This window comes from Streptomyces sp. NBC_00078 (assembly GCF_026343335.1).
GTDB lineage: Bacteria > Actinomycetota > Actinomycetes > Streptomycetales > Streptomycetaceae > Streptomyces.
This window is the reverse complement of the sequence record NZ_JAPELX010000002.1, coordinates 15,197-37,529: the sequence shown is the minus strand read 5'-3', so window position 1 is coordinate 37,529 and position 22,333 is coordinate 15,197. Positions and strand designations below refer to the sequence as shown.

At 71.4% G+C, this 22,333-nt stretch carries 19 protein-coding genes and 1 pseudogene; 15 read left to right on the top strand and 5 right to left on the bottom strand.

The genetic code is table 11. The annotated features are described in order from the left end of the window. The 4 genes from OOK07_RS42430 to OOK07_RS42415 all read right to left on the bottom strand — a co-directional run bounded on the left by OOK07_RS42430 (position 1) and on the right by OOK07_RS42415 (position 5,550). Positions 1–285, bottom strand: coding sequence for an acyl carrier protein (locus OOK07_RS42430; RefSeq protein WP_266802540.1), 285 nt, complete (start codon positions 283–285; stop codon positions 1–3). A gap of 119 nt (positions 286–404) precedes the next feature. Further along, positions 405–2,114, bottom strand: coding sequence for an acyl-CoA dehydrogenase family protein (locus OOK07_RS42425; RefSeq protein ID WP_266802538.1), 1,710 nt, complete (start codon positions 2,112–2,114; stop codon positions 405–407). Further along, positions 2,111–3,799 carry an acyl-CoA dehydrogenase family protein gene (locus tag OOK07_RS42420; protein ID WP_266802536.1) on the bottom strand — a complete coding sequence of 563 codons (1,689 nt, stop codon included), beginning with the start codon at positions 3,797–3,799 and terminating at the stop codon, positions 2,111–2,113. The genes OOK07_RS42425 and OOK07_RS42420 overlap by 4 nt, the downstream gene beginning before the upstream one ends. Then, on the bottom strand, positions 3,796–5,550 hold the full coding sequence (locus OOK07_RS42415) for a fatty acyl-AMP ligase (protein ID WP_266802534.1): 1,755 nt from the start codon (positions 5,548–5,550) through the stop codon (positions 3,796–3,798). Before OOK07_RS42415 ends, OOK07_RS42420 begins: the two co-directional genes overlap by 4 nt. A gap of 74 nt (positions 5,551–5,624) precedes the next feature. Here OOK07_RS42415 and OOK07_RS42410 point away from each other — a divergent pair, with 74 nt between their 5' ends. The 6 genes from OOK07_RS42410 (at position 5,625) to OOK07_RS42385 (ending at position 13,048) form a co-directional block, all read left to right on the top strand. Then, complete coding sequence (locus OOK07_RS42410; RefSeq protein WP_266802532.1) at positions 5,625–6,650, top strand: ABC transporter ATP-binding protein; 1,026 nt, start codon at positions 5,625–5,627, stop codon at positions 6,648–6,650. Next, positions 6,650–7,534 carry an ABC transporter permease gene (locus tag OOK07_RS42405; protein ID WP_266802530.1) on the top strand — a complete coding sequence of 295 codons (885 nt, stop codon included), beginning with the start codon at positions 6,650–6,652 and terminating at the stop codon, positions 7,532–7,534. The genes OOK07_RS42410 and OOK07_RS42405 overlap by 1 nt, the downstream gene beginning before the upstream one ends. A gap of 66 nt (positions 7,535–7,600) precedes the next feature. After that, positions 7,601–8,761 carry an LLM class F420-dependent oxidoreductase gene (locus OOK07_RS42400; protein ID WP_266802528.1) on the top strand — a complete coding sequence of 387 codons (1,161 nt, stop codon included), beginning with the start codon at positions 7,601–7,603 and terminating at the stop codon, positions 8,759–8,761. Continuing rightward, a complete protein-coding gene (locus tag OOK07_RS42395) occupies positions 8,748–9,458 on the top strand; it encodes a thioesterase II family protein (RefSeq protein WP_266802526.1) in 711 nt (236 codons plus the stop codon). Before OOK07_RS42400 ends, OOK07_RS42395 begins: the two co-directional genes overlap by 14 nt. A gap of 52 nt (positions 9,459–9,510) precedes the next feature. After that, positions 9,511–10,335: an SDR family oxidoreductase gene (locus OOK07_RS42390; protein ID WP_266802524.1), complete on the top strand. Its 825-nt coding sequence runs from the start codon at positions 9,511–9,513 to the stop codon at positions 10,333–10,335. 70 nt (positions 10,336–10,405) lie between these two features. Then, positions 10,406–13,048, top strand: a complete 2,643-nt coding sequence (locus tag OOK07_RS42385; protein ID WP_266802522.1) for a non-ribosomal peptide synthetase — start codon at positions 10,406–10,408, stop codon at positions 13,046–13,048. 567 nt (positions 13,049–13,615) lie between these two features. Here the strand turns inward: OOK07_RS42385 and OOK07_RS42380 are convergent. Next, positions 13,616–14,962, bottom strand: a complete 1,347-nt coding sequence (locus OOK07_RS42380; RefSeq protein WP_266802520.1) for an NsdA family TPR-like regulatory protein — start codon at positions 14,960–14,962, stop codon at positions 13,616–13,618. A gap of 318 nt (positions 14,963–15,280) precedes the next feature. Here OOK07_RS42380 and OOK07_RS42375 point away from each other — a divergent pair. The 9 genes and pseudogenes from OOK07_RS42375 to OOK07_RS43940 all read left to right on the top strand — a co-directional run. Next, a pseudogene (locus OOK07_RS42375) lies at positions 15,281–15,742 on the top strand (1-deoxy-D-xylulose-5-phosphate synthase N-terminal domain-containing protein); the annotation flags it as partial. A gap of 3 nt (positions 15,743–15,745) precedes the next feature. Continuing rightward, positions 15,746–15,973, top strand: coding sequence for a hypothetical protein (locus OOK07_RS43945; protein ID WP_524540344.1), 228 nt, complete (start codon positions 15,746–15,748; stop codon positions 15,971–15,973). Next, positions 15,970–17,115 carry a hypothetical protein gene (locus OOK07_RS42370; protein WP_266802518.1) on the top strand — a complete coding sequence of 382 codons (1,146 nt, stop codon included), beginning with the start codon at positions 15,970–15,972 and terminating at the stop codon, positions 17,113–17,115. Before OOK07_RS43945 ends, OOK07_RS42370 begins: the two co-directional genes overlap by 4 nt. Then, on the top strand, positions 17,112–18,008 hold the full coding sequence (locus OOK07_RS42365; protein WP_266802516.1) for a terpene synthase family protein: 897 nt from the start codon (positions 17,112–17,114) through the stop codon (positions 18,006–18,008). Before OOK07_RS42370 ends, OOK07_RS42365 begins: the two co-directional genes overlap by 4 nt. 177 nt (positions 18,009–18,185) lie before the next feature. Next, positions 18,186–18,545, top strand: coding sequence for a DUF8825 domain-containing protein (locus OOK07_RS42360; protein ID WP_266802514.1), 360 nt, complete (start codon positions 18,186–18,188; stop codon positions 18,543–18,545). 91 nt (positions 18,546–18,636) lie between these two features. Next, a complete protein-coding gene (locus OOK07_RS42355) occupies positions 18,637–18,780 on the top strand; it encodes a hypothetical protein (RefSeq protein ID WP_266802512.1) in 144 nt (47 codons plus the stop codon). 498 nt (positions 18,781–19,278) lie between these two features. Continuing rightward, positions 19,279–19,650: a 2-oxo acid dehydrogenase subunit E2 gene (locus tag OOK07_RS42350; RefSeq protein ID WP_266802510.1), complete on the top strand. Its 372-nt coding sequence runs from the start codon at positions 19,279–19,281 to the stop codon at positions 19,648–19,650. Positions 19,651–19,918: 268 nt separating this feature from the next. Next, positions 19,919–22,138: a family 65 glycosyl hydrolase gene (locus OOK07_RS42345; RefSeq protein WP_524540342.1), complete on the top strand. Its 2,220-nt coding sequence runs from the start codon at positions 19,919–19,921 to the stop codon at positions 22,136–22,138. Further along, on the top strand, positions 22,023–22,283 hold the full coding sequence (locus tag OOK07_RS43940) for a glycosyl hydrolase family 65 domain-containing protein (RefSeq protein WP_524540343.1): 261 nt from the start codon (positions 22,023–22,025) through the stop codon (positions 22,281–22,283). Before OOK07_RS42345 ends, OOK07_RS43940 begins: the two co-directional genes overlap by 116 nt. The last annotated feature ends 50 nt before the right edge of the window (positions 22,284–22,333 follow it).

Genomic DNA, 22,333 nt, shown 5'->3' with positions numbered 1-22,333 from the left:
TCAGGCCTGCTTCTCGCTCGTGTCCGCTGCCGCGAGCTGCCCGCCGACCAGTTCGGCCAGGGCCTCGCCCAGCGCGTCCACCGTCGGGTGGTCCCAGGTCAGGGCGTCATCCACGGTCACGTCGAACTCGTCCTCGATGTCGGCGGTGATGGCCAGCGCCGTCAGGGAGTCCAGACCGTAGTCGGCCAGTGGCACGGACGTGTCGATGTCCTCCGGTGAACGACGCAGGTAGGTCGCCACGCGCTCGGTCAGCCAGGTGTGCACGTCTCGGTTGCCAGCGGTCATGATGGGGGTTCACTTTCTTGAGCGGAGGAAGAAGCGGAGGCCGGGGCGGGCGGGTACCGCGCGCCCGGTGGGGCGAGCGGGCACCGGAGGGCACACGGCACTGCGGTGGCAGGCGGATCTCAGACGGCGAGGGGTCTTCCGGTCAGGCCGAAGGAACGGCCGGCGTCCCGCCGGTCCAGGAGTTCGCTGAGGAGGGTGTCCTCGACCCGTGCGGGCAGCGGGCCGGGCCGGTGCGGACCGGGGGCGCAGCGGTGCAGGGCCGCGCGCAGCCAGGCCGGGTCGGCCAGGAAGCTGTCGGGCTCGGCATGCCGCCAGACCTGGGCGCAGACGCCGCGCGAGAGCAGGCGTACGTACCGGGTGACGAGGTCGTAGTGCTCGGGGCGGGCGTCGACGCCGAGCTCCACAGGCGACAACCGGCCGCACACGCCCGCAAGTCCGGCCAGTTCGGCAACGTCGGCGGCGATGGCGGCCCGCAGGTCCGCGTGCTCGGGCGCCCAGTCCGCGTCGAGCAGGGTGGGCAGGGAACCGGCGATCGGGTCGCGGCCCGCGGCGTGCAGGGCCAGCCGCTGGTACGGCAGGGGTGGCAGTGGCTCCGCGAGGGCGTACAGGCCGGCGGGGGCCTCCGCGCCGGGCCGGTCCCAGGTGCGGCGGGCGAGCGACGGCAGCTGCGGCAGCAGGCTCATCTGGCAGGCGGCGCGCGCGATGTGCCCGAAGCCGACGGGTGCGAGGTCGCGCAGCAGCTTCTGGAACAGAGCGGTCGGTCCCTCGCGCAGGTAGAAGTGGGCGCCGAGGAGTTCCGCTAGCCGGTCCATGGCGTCCAGCAGCAGCCGGGACACCTCGAACTTGACCGCGGAGGCGTACACGCTCGCCGCGCCGGGCACCTCATGCAGCGCACGGGCACCGACCGCGCCGAGCACCTCGGCACGCAGCAGGTCGGCGAAGACTCCGGTCAGCACCGAGCGGACGTGTGGGAGGGCCGTGGCGGCGTTGCCGTAGAGCCGGCGCCGCATCAGGTGGTCCACGGCGATGCGCAGTCCGGTGTCGAGGATGCCGGTGGCCATCGCGGGCAGGACCGTGCGGGTGATCTGGAGTGCCTTCAGGGCGGTCTCCAGGCCGGAGCCGACCCTGCCGACGACGGCGGAGGCGGGCACGGGCAGGTCGTCGAAGCGCAGGCCGCCGAGCTGGACACCGCGCATGCCCACGGTGCCGAAACGCGGCAGGTCGGTCAGGCGCGCGGGGTCGGCGCTCGCACGGTCGACGAGGACCAGGGAGTGGCTGCGCGGGCCGGGGCGGGCATCGGTGCGGGCGAGGACGACCATGGCTTCGGCGCGGGCGATGTTGGTGACGACCTCCTTGCGGCCGCTCAGGCGCAACCCGTCCGGTGTGGCAGTCGCTTCGAACTCCGTGCCGGCCATGTCGTTGCCGTGGGCGAGTTCGTGGAAGGCGATGGCGATGCGGTGCCCTTCGAGGAGCAGGCGGGCGGCGTGCTCCTTCTGGGGTCCGGCTCCGGCGGTCCACACGGTGACGCCGGCGATGAGCGAGCTGGCGCCGTATCCGAGGCCGAGCGCGGGGTCGCGGCGATAGAGGGAACGCATTACCTCGGCGAGGTGGTCGGCCCGTTCGAGACGGCCGCCGAGCCCGGGCGGGACGAACTCGGCGTTGAGTCCGTAGGCGTGCAGCAGCGACTCCCCGGCGGCGAGCGTCTCGGCGCGTTCGTCGGCGTCGAGGACGGCGGCGGCGCCGGTGGGGTTGGCCGGGTCGGAGAGGCTGCCGAGGAGGCGCTCCAGTTCGTCGGCGCGCTGAGGGGCGAGGCCCGGGGCGGTGCTCACGCGGCACCTCCCCAGAGGGTGAAGTCCTCTGCGGGCGCGTCGAGTACGACGTCGGCCAGGGCGTCTAAGACAGCGGTGCCCTCTTCACCGTCCTCGCCGAGCAGGGCAGTCAGGCAGGCCCGCAGCCACAGGCCGTCCGCGCCGAGCCGGCCGGTGCGCAGGGAGGGGTTCTCCAGCCACAGCAGCAGGCAGGCGGCAGCGGCGTAGGCGCGTTCGTAGGCCTCGGCGATACCGAACGCGGAGCTGGGAAGTCCGCCCGCGACGGGGACGAAGCCAGCCGACTCCGTCCGCATCCGGTCGACTTCGGTGAGCAGCCGCTCGGTGAGCGGGACCGCCTGCGGTGGCCCTTGCTCGCGTAAGCGCGCGGTCAGGTCGGGCAGGGCCTGGACGGCGCTGCATCCCGTGACCGACAGTACCGTCAGACGGTCCCGGTCGAACGGGGGCGGTGCGGCGGTGAGGTCGGCGGCTGCTCGCAAGCCCTCCGTGTCGGCTCGACGGCGGCTCAACTGGCGGGCCAGGCGGGGCATCTGGTTGAGGAGGGCGGCGCGGTTGACGACCGTGCTGCCGTCGAAGATCGCGCAGATGCGGTGGTCGCGCTCCAGCTTGGCGAAGCCGCCGCCGGGGGGTGAGGTGAGGAAGCCGCGCACGCCGAGGAGTTCACCGAGCGAGGTGAGGGTCTCCTGCGTGCGTGTCGGGATGTAGGCCTTGGTGAGCGCCGAGATCACGCTCAGTTCGCCGGGCAGGGCGTGCACCGAGCGGACGGAGAGCACGCTCACCGCCTCGGCGGTCAGTGCGGCGGCCGCCGCCCGGCCGAGGATGCGCCGCACGTGCGGGACGCCGGCGAGGCGGCGGCCGTACAGTTCGCGTCCGGTCGCGAAGTCGCGGGCCAGCCGCAGGGCGTGGTCGGCGGCGCCGAGGGAGAGCGCGGTGCACGCGACACGGGTGAGCTGGAGGGTCTTGAGGACCACGGCGATCCCGTCGCCCCGCTCCCCGATGAGGGCGTCGGCCGGTACTGGGACGTCGTCGAGGGCGAAGCCGCTGATGTCGGCGCCACGGATGCCGTGCGTCCGGACCTTCGGCAGGTTCCGCCAGCTGTTCCCGGGCAGCCGGTTCTTGTCCACGAGGAAGAGGCTGAAGCCACGTCCGCCGCCCGCGGGGTCGGTGCGGGCGAGGACACAGGCAAGAGTGGAGCGGGTGGCGTTGTTGATGAGCCATTTCTCGCCGGTGAGCCGCCAGCCGCTCCCGCGGCCGTCGCCCGTGCCGTCGGCCGCGTCCCCCTCCGTGCCGGCCACCGCGGCGAACTCGCTCGCGAGCAGGTCGGCCCCGTGGTCGCGCTCGGTGAGCCCCCAGCAGACCGGCTCACCCGCACCCACGCGCTCGGCGAGCCGGGCGGCCTGCTCCGGGGTGCCGGCCACCCACACCGGAGCCGCCCCGAGGAACGTCTTGCCGTGCGCGACGGCCACGGTCAGGTCGCGGCGGGCGACCGCGCGCAGCAGCCGTACCGTCTCGCTGAAGTCGCCGTCCTGGAGCAGGACGTAGTGGGCGGGCAGGCCGGCGTCGTCGAGGAACCGGACGGCGCCGTCGGGGAACTCCTCACGGTCGTCGAGTTCGGCGAGCGCGCCGGGTGAGAACACGTCGTCCTCGTGGGCGGCGAGCAGGTTCTCCAGATCCGCCGTGGTGGTCATCGTGTGGTCCCCCTCCGATGCCCGGCCAGGACCGCGGTGAGCAGTGGGTCCTCGGCGACGTGCAGGGTTTCCAGTCCGGCGGCGAGGTAGAGGGCGCGCATCGCCGAGCGCTGCACCTTGCCGCTGGTGGTGCGTCGTACGCCGCCGGGCCTGACGAGGGCGACGCCCGCGACCGGCACGCCGAAGTCCCGGGCCACGGTCTGCTTCATGCCGACGGCGATCTCGCCCAGGCGCTCGGCACCCCAGTGGGCGCGGATCTCGTGCACGACGACGATCGCGGGGGCGGCGTCCACCCCGTCGTCGTGTCCGACCATGAAGACGGCGCCGTGCAGCCCCTCCAACTCCTCGTGCTGCGCCCGCAGTTCGTATTCGATGTCCGCGGGGTGCAGGTTGCGGCCGTGCAGCACGAGGACATCCTTGCGGCGGCCGGTGATGTACAGGTCGCCGTCGAGCAGGCCGCCTAGGTCGCCGGTGCGCAGGAACGGGCCGCATCCGTCGCTGGTGTGCGCGTGGAACGTGGTCTCGGTGGTGTCGTCGTTCTCCCAGTAGCCCGCGGTGACACAGGGGCCGTCGAGCCAGATCTCGCCGATGCGGCCCTCGGGCAGGGCGTCGCCGGTGTCGGGGTCGACGATCAGCGTGTCGGATCCGGCCGGGGCACCGCATCCGACGAGTACGCGGGACGGCTGCGTGCCGTCGGCCGGCCGCAGGCGCCCGTCCTCCAGTGCGGCGGTGACGACCGGGGTGCACCGTGGTGGCCTCCGGGACGTCCCGGAGACCATCAGCGTCGCCTCCGCCAGGCCGTACACGGGTATGAGCGCCTCCGGCCGCAGTCCCGCTGCGGCGAACCGCTCGGTGAAGGCGGCGACCACGTCGGCGCGGACCGGCTCGGAGCCGTTGGCCGCCTTGAGCCGGGACAGGTCGAGCGTGGCGAGTTGTTCGTCGGTGACCCGGCGGACACACATCTCGTACCCGAAGTCGGGCGCGGCGGTGAAGTTGACGTCGCAGGCGTCCAGCATGCGCAGCCAGTGGTACGGGCGGCGCAGGAAGGACATGGGGTCCATCTGGACGTACCCGTTCCCGAGCAGGAGGCCGGGCAGCATCAGGCCGATCAGCCCCATGTCGTGGTACAGGGGGATCCAGCCGCCGTACGCGGTGGCGCTGTCGTTCCCGAACATGCGGGCCATGCGGTCCACGTTGGCGACCAGGTTGCCGTGGGTGACCATGACGCCCTTGGGGTCGCCGGTCGATCCCGACGTGTACTGGAGCAGGGCCAGGGTCTCGGACGACACCTCCGGAGCGGTCCAGGCGCCCGGGTCCCCGTCACCGGCGTCGGTCGGGTGGCAGACCGCACCGGTGACGCCCTCCTCGGCGACCCACTTCTCGACGTCCGGGAGGTCGCTCTGCTGTGTCAGGACGGCGCGTACTCCCGCGTCGCGGGCGATGGCGGCGAGCCTGCGGCGCTCGTGCCGGTAGCGGCCAGGCAGCGGGGCGGGCACGGCGATGACGCCCGCGTGGACACAGGCGGAAAAGGCTGTGGTGAACTCGATTCCCGGGGAGTAGAGGAGAAGTGCTCTGTCTCCCGGAGCAAGCCGCTCCTGGAGCCAGGAGGCAATGCGCCTCGAATGCAGGTCCAGTTCCGCCCGGTCGCGCACTGTCCGTTTGATGTCGCTGAATTCCGAAACAAAAGTCACGGCCGGCTGCTGCGGATCGCGCGCCGCCCGTTCCCTCAGTGGCGTGAGTAATTCTTGCACGACAGGAACTTTAGATGACCAAGAGAGACGATCAACTTAAATAAAGTCCAAGCAGACGTCAAGCAAAGTCATCGATGAGTCTTTGTTTGTTGACTCTTTCGTGGTCGACTCACATCGCCGGAGCCGCATATAACTGGTCTGTGCCTACCCCGACCGCATCCTCCATACTGGTCCAAGACCTACAGAAAAAATACCGAAAGAATCACGCGTTACGTGGCATTGAGCTGGAAATCCATCCAGGTGAAGTCATGGGGCTCTTGGGGCCGAATGGAGCCGGAAAAACCACCCTGGTGAAAATCCTGACGACACTCCTCGAACCGGACTCCGGGCGAGCTTTCGTCAATGGCTGGAGCGTGACTGAAGAACCGGAGAAGGTACGCTCCGCGATTGGAACGGCCGGTCAGTACTCGACGGTCGACGGTGTGCTGACGGGTTTCGAAAACCTCTACCTCCTCGGGAAGCTGCGGGGCGTGGGGCGTCGTACGGCCCGCCGCATCGCAGATGACCTGCTGTCCCGGTTCCGGCTGACCGACGTGGCCGGGCGCCAGGCCGGCACCTACTCGGGCGGGATGCGCCGGCGACTGGATCTGGCCGCCGCTCTCGTCGGTTCCCCGCCCCTGGTCGTGCTGGACGAGCCGACGACCGGGCTCGACCCCGAAAGCCGGCTCGACACGTGGGAGGCGGTCGGTGAACTGGTCGCCGCCGGCACCACGATCCTGCTGACGACCCAGTACCTGGAGGAGGCGGACCGCCTCGCCGACCGGATCACCGTGATCGACCGGGGGCAGGTCGTGGCGGAGGGCACCAGCGACGAGCTGAAGGCGGCCGCCGGCAACCGGCTCGTCGTGTGTGTCGCCGAGGACCACCAGCTCGACGCGGCGGCACGCGCCGCGCAGCGGGCGACCGGCGCGACCCCGGCGGTGGACCGGCGTGCCCGGCGCGTGGAGGTGGCCGCCGCCGACGGCCGGGCCGCACTGGGCCGAGCCCTGACCGCACTCGAGGGCGAGCAGGTCGATGTGCTGGAGATCGGACTCAGCCGCTGCACACTCGACGACGTATTCCTCGGCCTGACCAGCCGCGCCCGCCGGGAGGCGGCGTGATGACGGCGACCACCGATGTGCGCAGCGCCCGCACCCCGCGCCGGGACGCGCCGGCGACCGGCCCCCGCCGTACCCGCGCCCGGCGCAGTCCCGTCCTGCGCGTGCTCGCCGAGAGCGCCGACCTGGCCCTGCGCAACCTGCTGCATCTGCTGCGCAATCCCGGCCTGCTGATCGCCTGTCTGGTCGAGCCGGTCGTGTACGCCATGCTCATCGGCTACGTCTTCGGCAACAGCCTGGGCGGCCCGGCCTACCGCTCGTACATGGTGAGCGGGCTGCTCGCGCAGACGGTGGCCTTCACCACCACGTTCACCACGGTCGGGCTCGCCCGGGACCTGGAACAGGGCATGATCGACCGCTTCCGCGCGCTGCCGATCTCCCGCGTGGCACTGCTGCTCGGCCGGACCACGTCCGACCTCGCCACCTGCGTGGCGAGCGTCACCGTCACCACCACCTGCGGTCTGCTGATGGGCTGGCGCCCGCACACCGGGCCGTTCGAGGTCGCCGCCGGGGTCCTGCTGGCGCTGCTGTTCTCCTTCGCGATGTCCTGGATCGGCGTGTCCGTCGCCCTCGTCGCGCCGAACATCCAGGTGGCGGGCAGCCTCGGCCTGATCTGGCTGTTCCCGGTGACGTTCATCTCCTCCGCGTTCGTCTCCGGTTCCTCCCTGCCCGGCCCGCTGTCCACCGTGGCCGCCTGGAACCCCATCACCTCGCTCGCGGGCGCGCTGCGCATGTTCTTCGGCAACACGCCACCGCCCGGCTTCCGCATGCAGCACGACTGGCCCGCCCAGCATCCCGCGCTGTACACGACGGCCTGCTCGGTGCTGCTCATCGCCGTCTTCGTCACGCTGTCGACCTGGCGCTACCGCACCCGCACAAGCCGCTGACCGCGACGCGATCGCGCCACGACCGGGCCGGGCCGGCCCTCGCGCCCGCCCGTACAGGAGCCCCCCATGACCGTCCCCACCCTGCGCCTCGGCCTCAACCTCGGCTACTGGGTCGGCGGCAACGACGCTTCCAGCCTCCCGCTCGCCTCTCTGGCCGAGGACCTCGGCTACTCGGCGGTGTGGGTCTCCGAGGCCTACGGATCCGACGCCGTCACCCTGCTGTCCTGGATCGCCGCCCGCACCACCCGCATCGACGTCGGCAGCGCCGTCCTGCAGATCCCCGCCCGCTCGCCCGCCATGACGGCGATGACCGCCGCCACCCTGGACACCCTGTCCGGCGGACGGCTCAGGCTCGGCCTCGGCGTGTCCGGACCCCAGGTCTCGGAGGGCTGGCACGGCGTCAGGTTCGGCTCACCGCTGGGCCGTACCCGTGAATACGTCGAGCTGGTGCGGCGGGCGCTGCGCCGGGAGCCGTTGGAGTTCGACGGCCGCCACTTCACGCTTCCGCTGCCGGACGGCCCGGGCAAGGCACTCGCCCTCACCATCCGGCCGCAGCGCGAGCGGATCCCGGTCTACCTCGCCGCGCTCGGCCCGAGGAACCTGGAGCTGGCCGGGGAGATCGCCGACGGCTGGCTTCCGGTGTTCTTCTCACCCGCCCACGCCGCCCAGCAGTTGCAGCCCCTCAAGGCCGGCCTCGCCAAGTCGGGCCGCACCCTCGACGGGTTCGACATCGCCCCGGGCGTGCCCCTGGTGACCGGCACCGACTGGCGGGCCTGCGCACGCCGGGTGCGGGGCTACGCCGCGCTGTACCTCGGCGGCATGGGCGGGCGTGCGGACAACCACTACACCCAGCTGGCCGAGCGCATGGGCTTCGGAGCCGAGGCCCGCGCCGTCCAGGAGCGTTTCCTGGCCGGTGACTACCCGGGTGCCATGGCCGCCGTGCCGCTCGAATTCCTCGACGCCACCTCGCTGCTCGGCCCGCGGGAGCGCATCGCCGAGCGGATGACGGCGTTCGCCGAGGCCGGCGCCACCACGCTCAACGTCATGCCGGTCGGCCCCGGTCTGCCCGGCCCGCAGCGCGCCGCCGCGGCGCTGCGCACCGCCGTCGAGGCGGCGGAACGCGCCGGCCTGCTCGCTTCCGATCGGCACCCCGCGAGTCCTCGCCCACGAGGCGCGCACGAAGCCCCCCACTCACAAGGAGACACCCGCACCCATGACCACGCGTGACACGACCAAGCTGATCTGCCTGCCGTACGCCGGGGCGGGCGCATCGTTCTACCGGCCCTGGACGGCCCTGGCCGGGGACGGGGTGGAGATCGTGCCCCTGCAACTGCCGGGCCGCGAGCGGCTGATCGACGAGGAGCCGTACCGTGACGCGCACCAGGCCGTCGCCGGTCTCCTGACCGAGCTGAGGGAGCGGCTCGGTGACGGCGGTGGCAGGGCGGTCCTCTTCGGGCACAGCCTCGGCGCGGTGCTCGCCTACGAACTCGCCCACCGGCTGGTCGCGGAGCCCGGCGTCGAGCTGGCCCACCTGTTCGTCAGCGGGTCGCCGGAACCGGCCCGGGGACGCGAGCGGCGGGCCACCGGCCTGTCCGACGAGGAGTTCCTCGCCCAGGTCGGGGAGTTCGCCGGCTACCACCATCCGGCGCTGGACGACCCGGAGATGCGCGAGATGGTCCTGCCCGCCCTGCGCGCGGACGTCGAGATGCACGAGAACTACTCGCCCTCCACCGACCTCCCGCTGAACGCCCCTCTCACGGTCGTCCGGGGCGAGGACGACGACCTGGTCGGCTACGACGACGCCGAGTCCTGGAGCAAGGTCGCGGGCCGGGACTTCGAGCATGTCGAGGTCCCCGGCGGCCACATGTACCTCACCGACGCCGCGCCCGCGCTGGTCCGGCTGATCGTCTCGACGGTCCTGTAGTTCCGCCCCGCCCTCGGTCCTCCTCAACGCACTGACCTTCAAGGAGTTCCCGATGCGTCTGCACGGCAAGTCGGTCCTCGTCACCGGCGCCGCCCGCGGACTCGGCAGGGCCACCGCGCTCGCCTGTGCCGCCGAGGGCGCCGATCTCACCCTGCTGGACATCTGCGCCGACCTGCCCGGCGTGCCCTACCCGCTGGGCACCCCTGGGCAGTTGACTCACACGGCCGCGCTGTGCCGGGAGGCGGGCGCGGCCGTCCTCACGGCCGAAGCCGACATCCGTGACCTGCGCGCCGTACGGGAGGCGGTGACCCGAGCCGAGGACCGGTTCGGCCGGATCGACGTCGCCGTGAACAACGCGGGCATCGCCGCACCCTCGGGCAAGCCGGTGCACGAGATCGCCGAGGAGGAGTGGTCCCTGATGATCGACGTGGACCTCTCCGGCGCCTGGCGGGTGATCCGCGAGGTCGGCAAGGCGATGAGCGCCCGGCGTGCCGGAAGCATCGTCAACGTCGCCTCCACCGCGGGGCTGGTGGGCTACCGGAACTTCGCCGGATACGTCGCCGCCAAGCACGCCGTCGTCGGGCTGACCAAGGCGGCGGCGCTCGACTACGCGCCGACCAAGGTGCGTGTGAACGCGGTCTGTCCCGGATCGGTGCGCGACGACGCGCGGGCCGAGGGCCGGATGCTCGCCGAGATCGCCAGGGCGCTCGAAGTCCCGGTGCACGAGCACGAGAGGACCTTCGTCGAGGCGCAGCCGATGAACGCCCTGATCGAGCCCGAGGACGTCGGCGCCGCGGTGGTCTTCCTCGCCTCGGACGAGTCGCGTCAGATCACCGGCTCGGTCCTGACCGTGGACGGCGGGTTCAGCATTCGCTGAGCTCCCGCCCCGTCCGCCCTTCCCGACCGACTCCGCGGAACAACTCCCCGGACCAGCAAGGAGTACGACCGTGTCAGGCCCCCTCCACCTCGCGGCCCGCTGCCACGCGGTGCGCGTCCGCTCGGACCGCTCGCCGTATCCGACCGCCCCTCCGGGGCTGTGGATCGAGGACGTCCCCGCTCCGGCGGCGGACCCGCTCGCCGAGCGCCGCCGCGCCACCGAACTCGCTCGCCCGGCCGAGGGGCTGCGCAGGGTGCTGCTGCGTTACGCCGACGGCCTCTGCGACCTGGTCCTGGTGGCCGCACGGGACCGGTGGGATCGCGCGGCTCTCGGGCGGCTGGCGGCCGGCGAGCCCGTCGAGCCGGGAGCCGGGGAGTCCCACACACCGGAAGTGGGCCGCACCTCGCCCGCGGCACCCGCTCCCGCCTGGGGTCTGGGCGACGACGGCCCCACCGTCCCCTACCTCCTCGCCCTCGACGACGGAGGCGCCGAGGCGAGCTGGCTCGCTGCCCTCGCCGTGACCCTGCGCCGCCACGACCCCGAGACCATCCCGCTCATCGGCACCGACCACGGCACCTTCACCGTGCCGGAGGCTCCGACGCTGGGCGAGCTGAAGCCCGCCCCCGCGGAGGGCCCCGCACTCGCCGGCCTGCTGTTCGACAGAGCGGGACTCCCCGGCGCGTACGTGCCCTGCCTCGCACCGCCGTTTCCGCTCACCCTGTCGGTGTTCAACGACGCCGACGGCTGGTGGCTGCGCTGCGACCACGTCGGCGGCCATGTCTCCACGGAGATCGTCGCACAGTTCGCCCGGTACCTGGCGCGGGTGCACGGGATGATCCTGACCTCACCCCGGACCGCGGTCGACGACGTCGGTCTGCTCGACGAGGACGAGCGCGACCGTGTGGCGGCACTCGGGCGCCCGTCCCGCCCGCTGACCACCACGCCGGTGACCGTGCCCGAGGCGTTCGCCCGGATCGCGGCGGCCACACCGGAGCGCATCGCCGTGACCGAGGGCGCGGCCGGACTCACCTACGGCGAGTTGGACGAGCGGTCGGCTCTGCTGGCGCACGGCCTGCGGGAGCGCAACGTCGCGGCCGGCGACCGGGTGGGCGTCTGCCTGGAGCGCACCGCGGAACTGATCGTCACCCTGCTCGCCGTACTCAAGGCCGGCGCGACCTACGTACCCATCGACCCGGCCTACCCGGCGGACCGTATCGCCCACACAGCACGGGACGCGGGGTTGCGCACGGTGATCACCCGGCTCGCCGAGTTCCCGGAGGTGGCGGGCTGTGCGCCGGTGACACCGGACGAACTGCTCGACGAGGCCGCGCAACACCCCGACGCCGTGCTCCCGCCGACGGCCGGTACGCCCGACACCGCCGCTTACGTGATCTACACGTCCGGCTCCACCGGCCGCCCCAAGGGGGTCGTCGTCCCGCACCGCAACGTCCTCGCCCTGATCGACGCCACCCGCGGCGAGTACGGTCTCGGCACCGAGGACGTATGGACCTGGTTCCACTCCAGCGCCTTCGACTTCTCGGTGTGGGAGATCTGGGGCTGCCTGCTCACCGGCGGCCGGCTGGTCGTCGTGCCCTACTTCGTCTCGCGCGAGCCCGACCGCTTCCGCGATCTGCTCGCCACCGAGAAGGTCACGGTCCTCAGCCAGACCCCGTCGGCCTTCGCCCAGCTCCTGGACGTCGACCACGCCGACCTGACGGTCCGCCTGATCGTCTTCGGCGGCGAACCGCTCGACGCCCGCATGATGCTCGGCTGGTTCGACCGGCACCCCGAGTCGACGTGCCGGGTGGTGAACATGTTCGGCATCACGGAGACGACGGTCCACGTCACCGAGCAGACCCTCACCCGCAAACTGGCCCTGGCCGCCACCCGCTCCGTCGGCCACGCCCTGCCCGGCTGGCACCTGTATGTGATGGACGGGCGGGGCCGGCTGCTGCCGCCGGGCGTGGCGGGCGAGATATGCGTCGGCGGTGCGGGGGTCGCGCTCGGCTACCTGGGGCAGGAGGAGCTGACGGCCGAGCGGTTCGTGCCGGACCCGTTCGCCGACGGCACGCTGTACCGCAGTGGCGACCTGGGGCGGTTGCGCCCCGACGGCCGGCTCGAACACCTCGGCCGGATCGACAGCCAGGTCAAGATCCGCGGTTTCCGCATCGAACTCGACGAGATCCGATCCGTCCTGCTGGAGGACCCCGGGGTCCGTACGGCCGCCGTCGTGGTCCACCGTCACGACCCGGTCGACGCGGCCACCGCCCGTATCGACGCCTACGTGGTGCTGTCCCCGGGCGGCGACCCCGGCGCGGTCCGCGACCGGGCCGCGGGCATCCTCCCCGCGTACATGCTCCCCGCCACGGTCACCGCCCTGGACGTGCTTCCGCTGACCCCGAACGGCAAGCTGGACACGGCGAAGCTGCCCGCGCCGGAGGTGCGGCGCGTACCGGCGGGGTCCGCGAAGCCGCGGGAGCCCGCCACCGACGACGACCTCGCCGAGAATCTGCGCGAGATCTGGAGCGAGGTCCTGTGCACGCCCGTGGAGTTGGACGACGACTTCTTCGAACTGGGCGGCAACTCTCTGTTCGCGGTCCGTATCGGCGCGGCGCTGCGCGCCCGCGGCCTGCCGCCCCTGCGTCTGCGCCAGCTCTACCGCCACCCGACGGTCAGGGCCACAGCGGCGAACCTGAAGGCGTCCACCGAGTAACGCAGGACGCGGTCCTGGGTCAGGGGGCGGGCACGGTGTCAGGACCGGAACGGGTCGGTGCGGGCCGCGTGCGCCGAGCAGCGTCGCCGGATGGCCGGCAAGGAAGCCGCCGACGCCCTCTCGTCTTGCCGGCCGCTCCGGGGCCGCGCGCCGGCTCACGGTCCGGGGTCTGCGGGACGTCGAGGTCGGAGCGGTGGCGGCGGTGTGACTCGGACCGTGCGCGGGGGCCGCGTGGCGCACAGCGTGTCGTCTTCACCGGGCGGGCTGTGCGCGTCCGCGGACGGCCGTGCGGAAGGCGATGGGCGTTCGGCCGGTGCGGTGGTAGGGGCTAGGTCGGCCCTCGGTCAGGTGAACGGGTGATGAGGACTCCTGAAATTGGGCGTGCCGCCTTCCGCATGAATCAGCTGTCCGGCCCGGTGCGTCTGCCTCGGCGGACCTCCGGAGGCAGGCAGGTTTCCGGTCATGCAAGATCCGTTCGATCACGTCTTCGGCATCCCGGGTCCGGTGCCCGCTGAACCTGCTGATCAGGCAGTCGGCAAGTGCGTTGTCGCCGTGCCGTCCGGCGTCTCAGCGGAGGGGGGCGGCGTGGGTCAGGAGTTGGGCGGTGCCGTGGTGGCGGCGGTGAGGGTGGAGGAGACGGCGCATGTCCTGAAGGCGGCGCGTCACCCGCGTGGAGTGCAGGGTGGGGGCCTCTCCCAGGAACGTCTGCCAGTGGGTGAGAGCGGCATCGAGGTGCCCTTGGGCGAGGAGGGTTTCGGCGAGCCGGGCCCGGGTGAGGGTGCGGGCCTGGCGTTCGGCGGGGGTGCGTAGGCGCAGGGAGGCGGTCAGCGCGCCGGTGGCGCCGACCGGGTCACCGAGGGCGGCCAGGGCCTGGGCGCGTTGATAGTGCAGGGCGCCGACCGGATAGTGGGTGAAGGGCCCCGGCGCGGCGCTGTGCGCCTGGTCGTAGAGGCGTTCGGAGGCCGCGAGGGCGGTCAGGGCGGCGTGCTTGTCGTGGTGGGCCTGCATGACCGCCAGGTGGGCCTGGGCGTAGGCGGCGATGATCGGGGCGGCGTCGCGGGTGGTGTCTGCGGCGCGCTGCGCGAGGTTGAGGACGGCGGGGGTGCGGTGGCCCAGGTCGTAGGCGTGCGCGGACATGGTGCGCAGCGCGATGGCGAAGGTGGCGGTATCGCCGCCCTCGGCCGCCAACTGAGCGGCGGTGCGGTGGTAGTGCTGAGCCAGTGCGTCCGCACCGCTGCCGGCGCACATGGTGCCGAGCAGCACGGTCAGCTGAGCGGCCCCGGACAGCAGGCGGCAATGCAGGTCCTCGGTGGCGGGGGCCTGCAGGTACCCGGTCACGTCATGGCCGAGGTAGGCGGCCAGCGCTGTGCGTACGTGGCCCGGCCCGTGAGCCTCGGAGGCCTCGGCGAAGACGCGGGCCATGGTCTGCATCTGCTCCACTTCCGCCCGCCCCACACGGCCCCTCGCAAGGGATGAGCCCGGGGACTGCGCGGTGAGCGCGTTCTCGCGCGGCTGCCCGGAGGCGGGCACGGCCAGGGCGGCCAGGCTGAACACCCCGGCGCCCAGTAGCTGACGCCGAGCGGGGTCGAGGTCGGCGCTCGTGAGTGCGGACAGCCGGCGCAACGGGTCAGCCACCCAGGACAGATCGAGCACTTCGGACGGGGCGCGGGACAGGCCCGCCTCCACCGGGCCGACGGGCCGCTGAAGCCGTCGCGACAGCGCCTCCAGTAGTAAGGCTGGCACGGGCGGCCGGGGCGTGGTCCCCGACAGCCAGCGCGAGACCATCGACCGGTCACAGGCCAGCTGATGCCCGTGTTCGGCGGCCATCTGCCGCAGGGCCGCGGCAAGTTGGGCGCCATTCCAGTCGGCCTCCGCCAGCAGGGTCCGCAGGCGGGTGTTGGGCGTTTGGGGCATCTCTTCCTTCCCTGGCTCCGGTCTGCCGGACCGCCCCCGCCCGTATTTCACAAGCACGCAATGTTGCATCGGTTGCAGCGCATTCACCGCCTTGGCCCTCTGTGCGGCCCGGGGCTGGGGCGGTGCACTTGTTGTACCCGGCTCCCGCCCGCCTCCAACTGCGGGCACGGCACGCTCGGTTGGTTCTGGCCACACCTGCCCCGGACCCCGGCGAAGGAAGGTCCCGATGACTGCCGCCACGCCCATCTCGGCCAACCTGCCCGACCCGCAGGCGGCACGGGCCATACCGGCCGGTGAACTCCCCACTACGGCCACACGCACGACCTGGTGGAGAACTCGCACGCCTCCACGGCCCTGTCGTACGCGGACGGCCTGGCCAAGGCCCGCGCCCTCAACGGCGAGACGGAACGGGCGGTGGTGGCGGCCATCGGCGACGGCGCGATGACCGGTGGCATGGCCTGGGAAGCCCTGAACAACACCGGCGGCGCTCCCGAGAGGCCGGTGATCGTGGTCCTGAACGACAACGGCCGTTCCTACGCCCCCACCACCGGGGCGCTGGCTGCTCACGTGGCGGCGTTGAAGCAGGGCGGGGGCCCGGAGGCATGCCAGAACCTGTTCACCGAGCTCGGCTTCACCTACTTCGGACCGATCGACGGCCACAACACCGCCGGGATCGAGGCGGTGCTGCGGAGGGCGCGGGCGATGCGGCGTCCGGTGCTGGTGCATGTGATGACGGTCAAGGGCAAGGGTTACGGTCCGGCCGAATCGGATGAGGCGGACTGCCTGCCCGATCACGCAGAAGAGATCGACATCGCCTGGCTGCGCGGCGTGAGCACAGGCGGTGTCACCGCCGGTGCCTCCGTCCCGCGAATCCTGGTTGAAGGGGTACTCAGCCGGCTGGCCGCACACGGCTACACGGACGTCGACGCCCTCGAAACCGCCCATGAGCCACAACGCTTCGCCTTACCCCGGCAACTGACCGCCCCTGACGGCCAGACGGGCACCACGTGAACGGCCGGGACAAGGCCGAAGGGGCAATCGGGCGGGGGCTGAGCTACCTCTCCCACCAGGTCGAAGGCAGGGGCATGCCGGCTGCCCAGCTTGCCACCGACCGTCTCTTCCATCATTGCTGCTCAGGCACCGAGGCCCGCGCGCGCGTGCTGCGACAGTTCGGCATCGACCTCGGGTTCAATCCGGCAGACGAGGCGTTCTCGGCCATGCTCGCCTTGTCGGTGCTGCCGGCAGCTTGCCTGAGTCCCACGGCTGGTGCTGCGCTGGTCCGGCAGGTCGACAGCAGCCGCTGGCAGCACAGGTTCCGGTTCTTCCCGGCCGTCGGCCAATTCGCCGCCGATACCGACTGTACGGCTCACGCCGCCAGCGGCCTGTCCGCGCATGGCGCCATGCCCCGGCACAGGCTGCATGCCGTCGTGCGGGAACTGGGCGACGCAGCCGCCCCGCCCGCAACGGGATCCACCGAAAGGGGCCGTCGCCCCGGCCTGCATCCCGGGGTTGTGATGGTCTACTGGGACGATGGGGCCGAGCCGGGCGCCACACCCAGGGGACGCAAGCACGACCCCGTCGTCTGCGCCAATGCCCTGCACACCATGAGCCTGGCCGCACCATCAGCGCTCACCGAGAATTGCCACCGGACCATGGCAGCCACCCTGGATTACGTCAGAGAGCATCTCGACTCCGGACGCTACCGGCACGGAACGCGCTACTACCCCTCACCCGACGCCTTCCTCCACGCGGCATCGCGCCTGTGCCTGCACACCACCGCACACACCGCCCCACTCACCGACGCCTTGCGGACCGCCCTCGTCCAGCGCGAGGCATACCTCACCACCCAGGAGGCAGCGGATGATCCACTCCAGTTGGCCCTGCGAACCATCGCGGCCAACAACCTTGCCCACACACACGCACAAGACGAACGGCGCGCCGCCCTCGTACGCCACCAACGACCGGATGGCTCCTGGCCCGCCCGCCCCTACTACCGCCTCGGTCGTGTGCCCCTGTACTTCGGCTCGCCACAGCTGACCACTCTCTTCGCCCTCGCAGCCCTGCACCCCCACAACCCACCACGCCATGCCGCCGCCCTTCCACACACCGGCCAGACCAGTAAGGCACTGACACAATCTGAGGAGCCGCGATGAGTACCGATCTGCTCGCCCCGTTCCGCATGATCAATCAGCGGCACCGTGACCTCACTCGGGAACTGCTCGCCTGGTCCCTCCGGCTGTGCTCTTGCGGGCAAGGCGCCGCCTGGCATGCCCAGATGGCCTACGTTGCGGCCACCTTCGAGACTTGTGGCGCACCATCCGATGCGACCCTGGACGAGAGCCTGCTCGGCGGGAAGTACATCGTCTTCTTCCTGTGCGTGGATGACGGTCCGACGGACCAACTGGCCAATCTGGAGCAGCAGCTGCGCAGTGGTCGCCCGGCGGCGAGTGGTGAGTGCGGCGTCCTGTGTCATGCGCTGCTGGACGAGATGAACAAGCGGGCCCTGGACACCCAGCAGTTCACGACTGAGCTTGCGGACTTGTGCTCCGCCGTGGCCACGGAAGCCCAGCACGATGTCCACACCATGACCGAGGAGCAGTTCCATGCCCTGCGGCGGCAGACCATCGGCAACCTGCCGTACGTCACCTGCTGGCGGACTGTCCGCGGCTTGCCCGTTCCCACCCCCGGGTCCGAAGCACAGGAGTTCAACGAGCTCGCGGTGGAGGCGATCTACCTGGTCAACGATCTGGCGTCCATCACCAAGGATGAGGAGGAAGTACGGAAAGGAGCCGCTAACGCCTACGTGACATCCAACTGGGTCCTCTTCCACGCCCGGTCTCCAGGCGAACTGCATACCGCAATTGACACGGCCATCACGCGATACAGCCGCATCGTCGACACATTCGTCCACACACCCCAAACGCCATTCGCATCCCTCTTGTCCGGCCTCGTGGACGGCAACCTGGACGCACACCTCAGTCTGACCAGCATGCGCTACCCCGGATCAGCGCAAATCCTACGCGTACTCCCACATATCGGAGCATGAAGGCACCTCAGGAGTCCCGCCGAAGCGCGCCGGGAAGGCAAGAGGCAACGAGAAGTATTCCGCCTCTCGCCGTCGGCCGAACGCTTGGTCTTCCAAGAATTGCCTGGCGCCTGCGCCGGGTGCCGTGGACCGGCACGCCGGGCTCCCGATGGTCGGGGATCGAACGAATATCCCGGCGTGGCGAAGTTCGACCATCCCGACGATCTGCTCCAGCTGCAGCAGGACCTCAACACGGCCCGCGCTGAACTCTCCGCACTGCTCAAGAAGTTGCCCTACCCGGTGGAGGCGATGGAAGGGTGGCAGCGCCCCGAGGGCCACTGGCTCGCCGCGTCCCCGGCACGCCCCGACTCGCCGGGCTGGACGGATCAGGAACAGCAGGACGTCGCCGAACGCCGGGAGCAGGAGCGCGAGTTGTCCGCCGCGATCGTCACGCCCGCCTTCTGGAGCGAGGTTGCCGCACCGGAACGTAGCGACGCCCGCAGCCAGCTCAAGCACGCCCTCACGGCGGCCCCGGACGGCGGGAAGCAGGCGGCGTAGGCCGTGGCGCCTTGGCGCGCATCGGCAACGGGCTGTGACCGGTGGGCTGTTGGGGCAAGATCGGTGATGCCGATGACGGAAAGGGGGCCGGGTGCGGCTGACGATTGACACCGAGGCGGACACCTACGACGAGGCGATCGCCGAGGTGCAGGCCGCGTACGGGCTGCGCCCCGTCGTCCCGGCCGGATGGCCGGACGCACCGTCAGGCGAACCCACCCGGGCCCGGCAGCACTGACGACTTGGGTGAGGGCTGGACGGACCGGATGCTGTTCGAGACCGTCGCGGCGCTGGTGCCCGGGGCCCGGGCCGTGCTGCGCCGTATCGCCGACCTGGGCGGCACCGCCTCCTACAGCGAGATACAGCGCTACTTCGCCGACCACCCGGACACACCGATCCCGCCGAAGACGATCGGCGGCTGGCGCGGTGACCGAGCTGCTGAAGATGGCCGGCAGGTGTTCTTCGCCGAGTCCGCCTCGCCGGCCGACACGTTGGCCACCCTGCGGGCGGCGCGCGCGTGGGCTGTCGAACGCGTGCAACCTCGCGGCGGCCCGCGACTACCAGGCGGGCGAAGGACCGCTTCCCGAGCGGGCCGCCCAACTCCTGCTCGTCGGCCGGTTCCTCACCGACTACTACCGCCTCGTCGCCGAATGGTCGGACTGGGCCGCGGACCTCGTCGAACACTGGCCCGAGCATCCACATCGGCATCGCCGTCGCCCTCGAAGACGGCCTGACCGTGCCCGTGGTACACGACGCCGACCCCAAGCCCCTGACCCAGATCGCCCGCGAGGCCCATGCCCTGGCCGACAACGCCCGCGCCGGCCGCCTGGCCTTGCAGGACCTCAGCGGCGGCACCTTCACCATCAGCAACCTGGGCCCCTACGGCGTCGACCACTTCACCGCCGTCATCAACCCGCCCCAGGCCGCGATCCTCGCCGTCGGCGGCGCGCAAACCCAGCCCGGCATCCGCGACGGTGAACTCGCTGTCGGCACCACCATGGCGCTGACCTTGTCCATCGACCACCGCGTCCTGGACGGCGCTACCGCCGCCGCCTTCCTCGCCGACCTCAAAACAATCCTCGAACACCCCCTGGGCATCGTGCTGTAGCCGATGACGACGCTGCCCGGTCACGCGTCCGCAGGCCGCCCGGTCCGCCGGGCCTGCTCCGCCCGTCGACCGTGCACCTGCGGCGTCGCCGCGCGGACAGGTAACGCCGACACAGCGAGGAGCACGACGAGCCCAGCCCACCACGGCCTCCAGTCTTCTGCACCGCCCGCCCTGACCAGCCGGCCTCTCCAGAAGCCGTAACAGACCAGCCGCAGTCAGGGCCACGGCCCGATCGTCCGCGACCGTCACCGAGTGCCGGAGGCCCGACGTGATCACCCATCCTGCGTACACCGTTGAACCGTGGTGCCTGCGCGAGAGCGAGCTCGACCTGGACGTGCTGGAGCGGAGCAAGTCGGTGTTCGCCCTGGCCAACGGTCATATCGGCTGGCGCGGCAACCTGGACGAGGGCGAGCCGCACGGGCTGCCGGGGACCTACCTCAACGGCTTGTTCGAGTTCCGTCCGCTCCCGTACGCGGAGGCCGGCTACGGATACCCGGAGTCCGGGCAGACGATCACCAACGTGACCAACGGCAAGGTGATTCGGCTGCTGGTGGACGACGAACCGTTCGACCTGCGCTACGGCCGACTGCACCGCCACGAGCGGGTGCTGGACTTCCGCGCCGGAGTATTGCACCGCACGGTCGAGTGGACGACTCCGTCGGGGCGCACGGTGCGCGTCCGCTCGACCCGGTTGGTCTCGCTCACCCAGCGAGCGATCGCCGCGATCGCCTACGAGGTGGAGGCGGTGGACGAGGAGGTGCGGATCGTGCTCCAGTCCGAGTTGGTCGCCAATGAACAGCTTCCCAAGCGGGAGGGTGACCCTCGGATCTCGGCCTCCTTGGGAGCGGTCCTGCAGCCCGAGGAGGACATTGCGCAGGACAGCAGGCTGCGGCTGGTGCACCGCACAGCCCGCAGCGGGCTGCGCGTGGCGGCGGCGGCCGACCATCTGATCGCGGGGCCCCAGGGCACCTCCGCTTCCGCGGAGAGCGGCCAAAATCTCAGCCGGCTGACGGTGACCTCGCTGTTGCGGCCGGGCCAGCGACTGCGAGTCGAGAAGACGGTCGCCTACGGATGGTCGGGGACCAGGTCGCTGCCCGCCGTCCAAGATCAGGTCGACGCCGCGCTGGCCGGGGCGGCCAGCACGGGCTGGGAGGGCCTGCTCGCCGAACAGCGCGGCTACCTGGACGCCTTCTGGGCTCGGGCGGATGTCGAGCTGGAGGGCGACACTGAGATCCAGCAGGCCGTCCGGTTCGCCCTGTTCCACGTGCTGCAGGCAGCGGCTCGCGCCGAGGAACGGGCCATCCCCGCCAAGGGCCTGACCGGCCCCGGCTACAACGGCCACTGCTTCTGGGACACCGACACGTATGTGCTGCCGATGCTCACCTACATCGCGCCCCACACGGTGGGGCCGGCGCTGCGCTGGCGGCACACCACGCTGCCCGCCGCGCTGGGACGGGCCCGCCAGCTCGGCCTGGCCGGGGCCGCGTTTCCCTGGCGGACCATCAACGGCGACGAGTGCTCCACGTACTGGCCGGCCGGCACCGCGGCGTTCCACATCAACGCGGACATCGCTGATGCGGTGGTGCGCTACACCGCTGCCACGGGTGATCTCGTCTTCGAACGGGAAGCAGGGCTGGAACTGCTGGTGCACACCGCCCGGCTGTGGCAGTCGCTCGGCCACCACGACCCGCACGGAGTGTTCCATCTGGATGGCGTCACCGGGCCGGACGAGTACAGCGCGATCGCGGACGACAACGCCTACACCAACGTGATGGCCCAGCAGAATCTGCGCGCCGCCGACGACGCCGCCGAACGCCACCCCGACCTGGCCGCCTCGCTCGGGGTGGATGACGAGGAGATCGCAGCATGGCGCGATGCCGCCCGACGGATCGTGCTGCCCTTCAACCAAGAACTCGGCGTGCACGAACAGTCCGCGGGCTTCACCTCCCACCAGGTCTGGGACTTCGCCGGAACCCCGGCGGACCGTTACCCGCTGCTGCTGCATTTCCCGTATTTCGACCTGTACCGCAAACAGGTGATCAAGCAGGCCGACCTGGTCCTGGCCATGCACTTGCGGGGCCACGCGTTCACCAGCGAGGAGAAGACCCGCAACTTCGCCTACTACGAACCGCTCACTGTCCGGGACTCCTCGCTGTCCGTCGGCAGCCAGGCCGTGATGGCCGCCGAGGTCGGCCAGCTACGCCTGGCATACGACTACCTTGGCGAAGCCGCGATGATGGACCTCGCCAACCTGGAGCGCAACACGCGCGACGGCCTGCACATCGCCTCGCTGGCCGGGACCTGGACCCGCGCTCGTAGCGGGCTTTGGAGGGATGAGACACCACGGGGACGCCCTCTCCTTCGCCCCGCGACTGCCCGAGCAGATCAGCCGGCTGGCTTTCGCTGTGCAGTTCCGCCGGCGCTGCGTGCGCGTGGACATCTCCCACCAACAGGCCACATACACCTTGCTGGCGGGCACGGAGCGTGAGATCCACCACCATGGCAGCCCGTTGAAGGTGACCAGGGATGTCCCCTGCAGCGGGCCGCTACCCGCTGTCCCCGATCTGCCGGAGCCAGAGCAGCCCCCCGGCCGCGGTCCGGCTCGCCGCAGATGGGCGGGGCACGACGAGTGAGTCCACACCCGAACAGCATTCGTCCCCACCGACACAGACGTCGCAGACAG

What these genes read in the sequence shown, in the direction of transcription:
- OOK07_RS42430 (WP_266802540.1), bottom strand. Translation starts at nt 285, where the DNA reads ATGACCGCTGGCAACCGAGACGTGCACACCTGGCTGACCGAGCGCGTG.
- OOK07_RS42420 (WP_266802536.1), bottom strand. Translation starts at nt 3,799, where the DNA reads ATGACCACCACGGCGGATCTGGAGAACCTGCTCGCCGCCCACGAGGAC.
- OOK07_RS42410 (WP_266802532.1), top strand. Translation starts at nt 5,625, where the DNA reads ATGAGTCTTTGTTTGTTGACTCTTTCGTGGTCGACTCACATCGCCGGA.
- OOK07_RS42405 (WP_266802530.1), top strand. Translation starts at nt 6,650, where the DNA reads ATGACGGCGACCACCGATGTGCGCAGCGCCCGCACCCCGCGCCGGGAC.
- OOK07_RS42400 (WP_266802528.1), top strand. Translation starts at nt 7,601, where the DNA reads ATGACCGTCCCCACCCTGCGCCTCGGCCTCAACCTCGGCTACTGGGTC.
- OOK07_RS42395 (WP_266802526.1), top strand. Translation starts at nt 8,748, where the DNA reads ATGACCACGCGTGACACGACCAAGCTGATCTGCCTGCCGTACGCCGGG.
- OOK07_RS42390 (WP_266802524.1), top strand. Translation starts at nt 9,511, where the DNA reads ATGCGTCTGCACGGCAAGTCGGTCCTCGTCACCGGCGCCGCCCGCGGA.
- OOK07_RS42380 (WP_266802520.1), bottom strand. Translation starts at nt 14,962, where the DNA reads ATGCCCCAAACGCCCAACACCCGCCTGCGGACCCTGCTGGCGGAGGCC.
- OOK07_RS42365 (WP_266802516.1), top strand. Translation starts at nt 17,112, where the DNA reads ATGAGTACCGATCTGCTCGCCCCGTTCCGCATGATCAATCAGCGGCAC.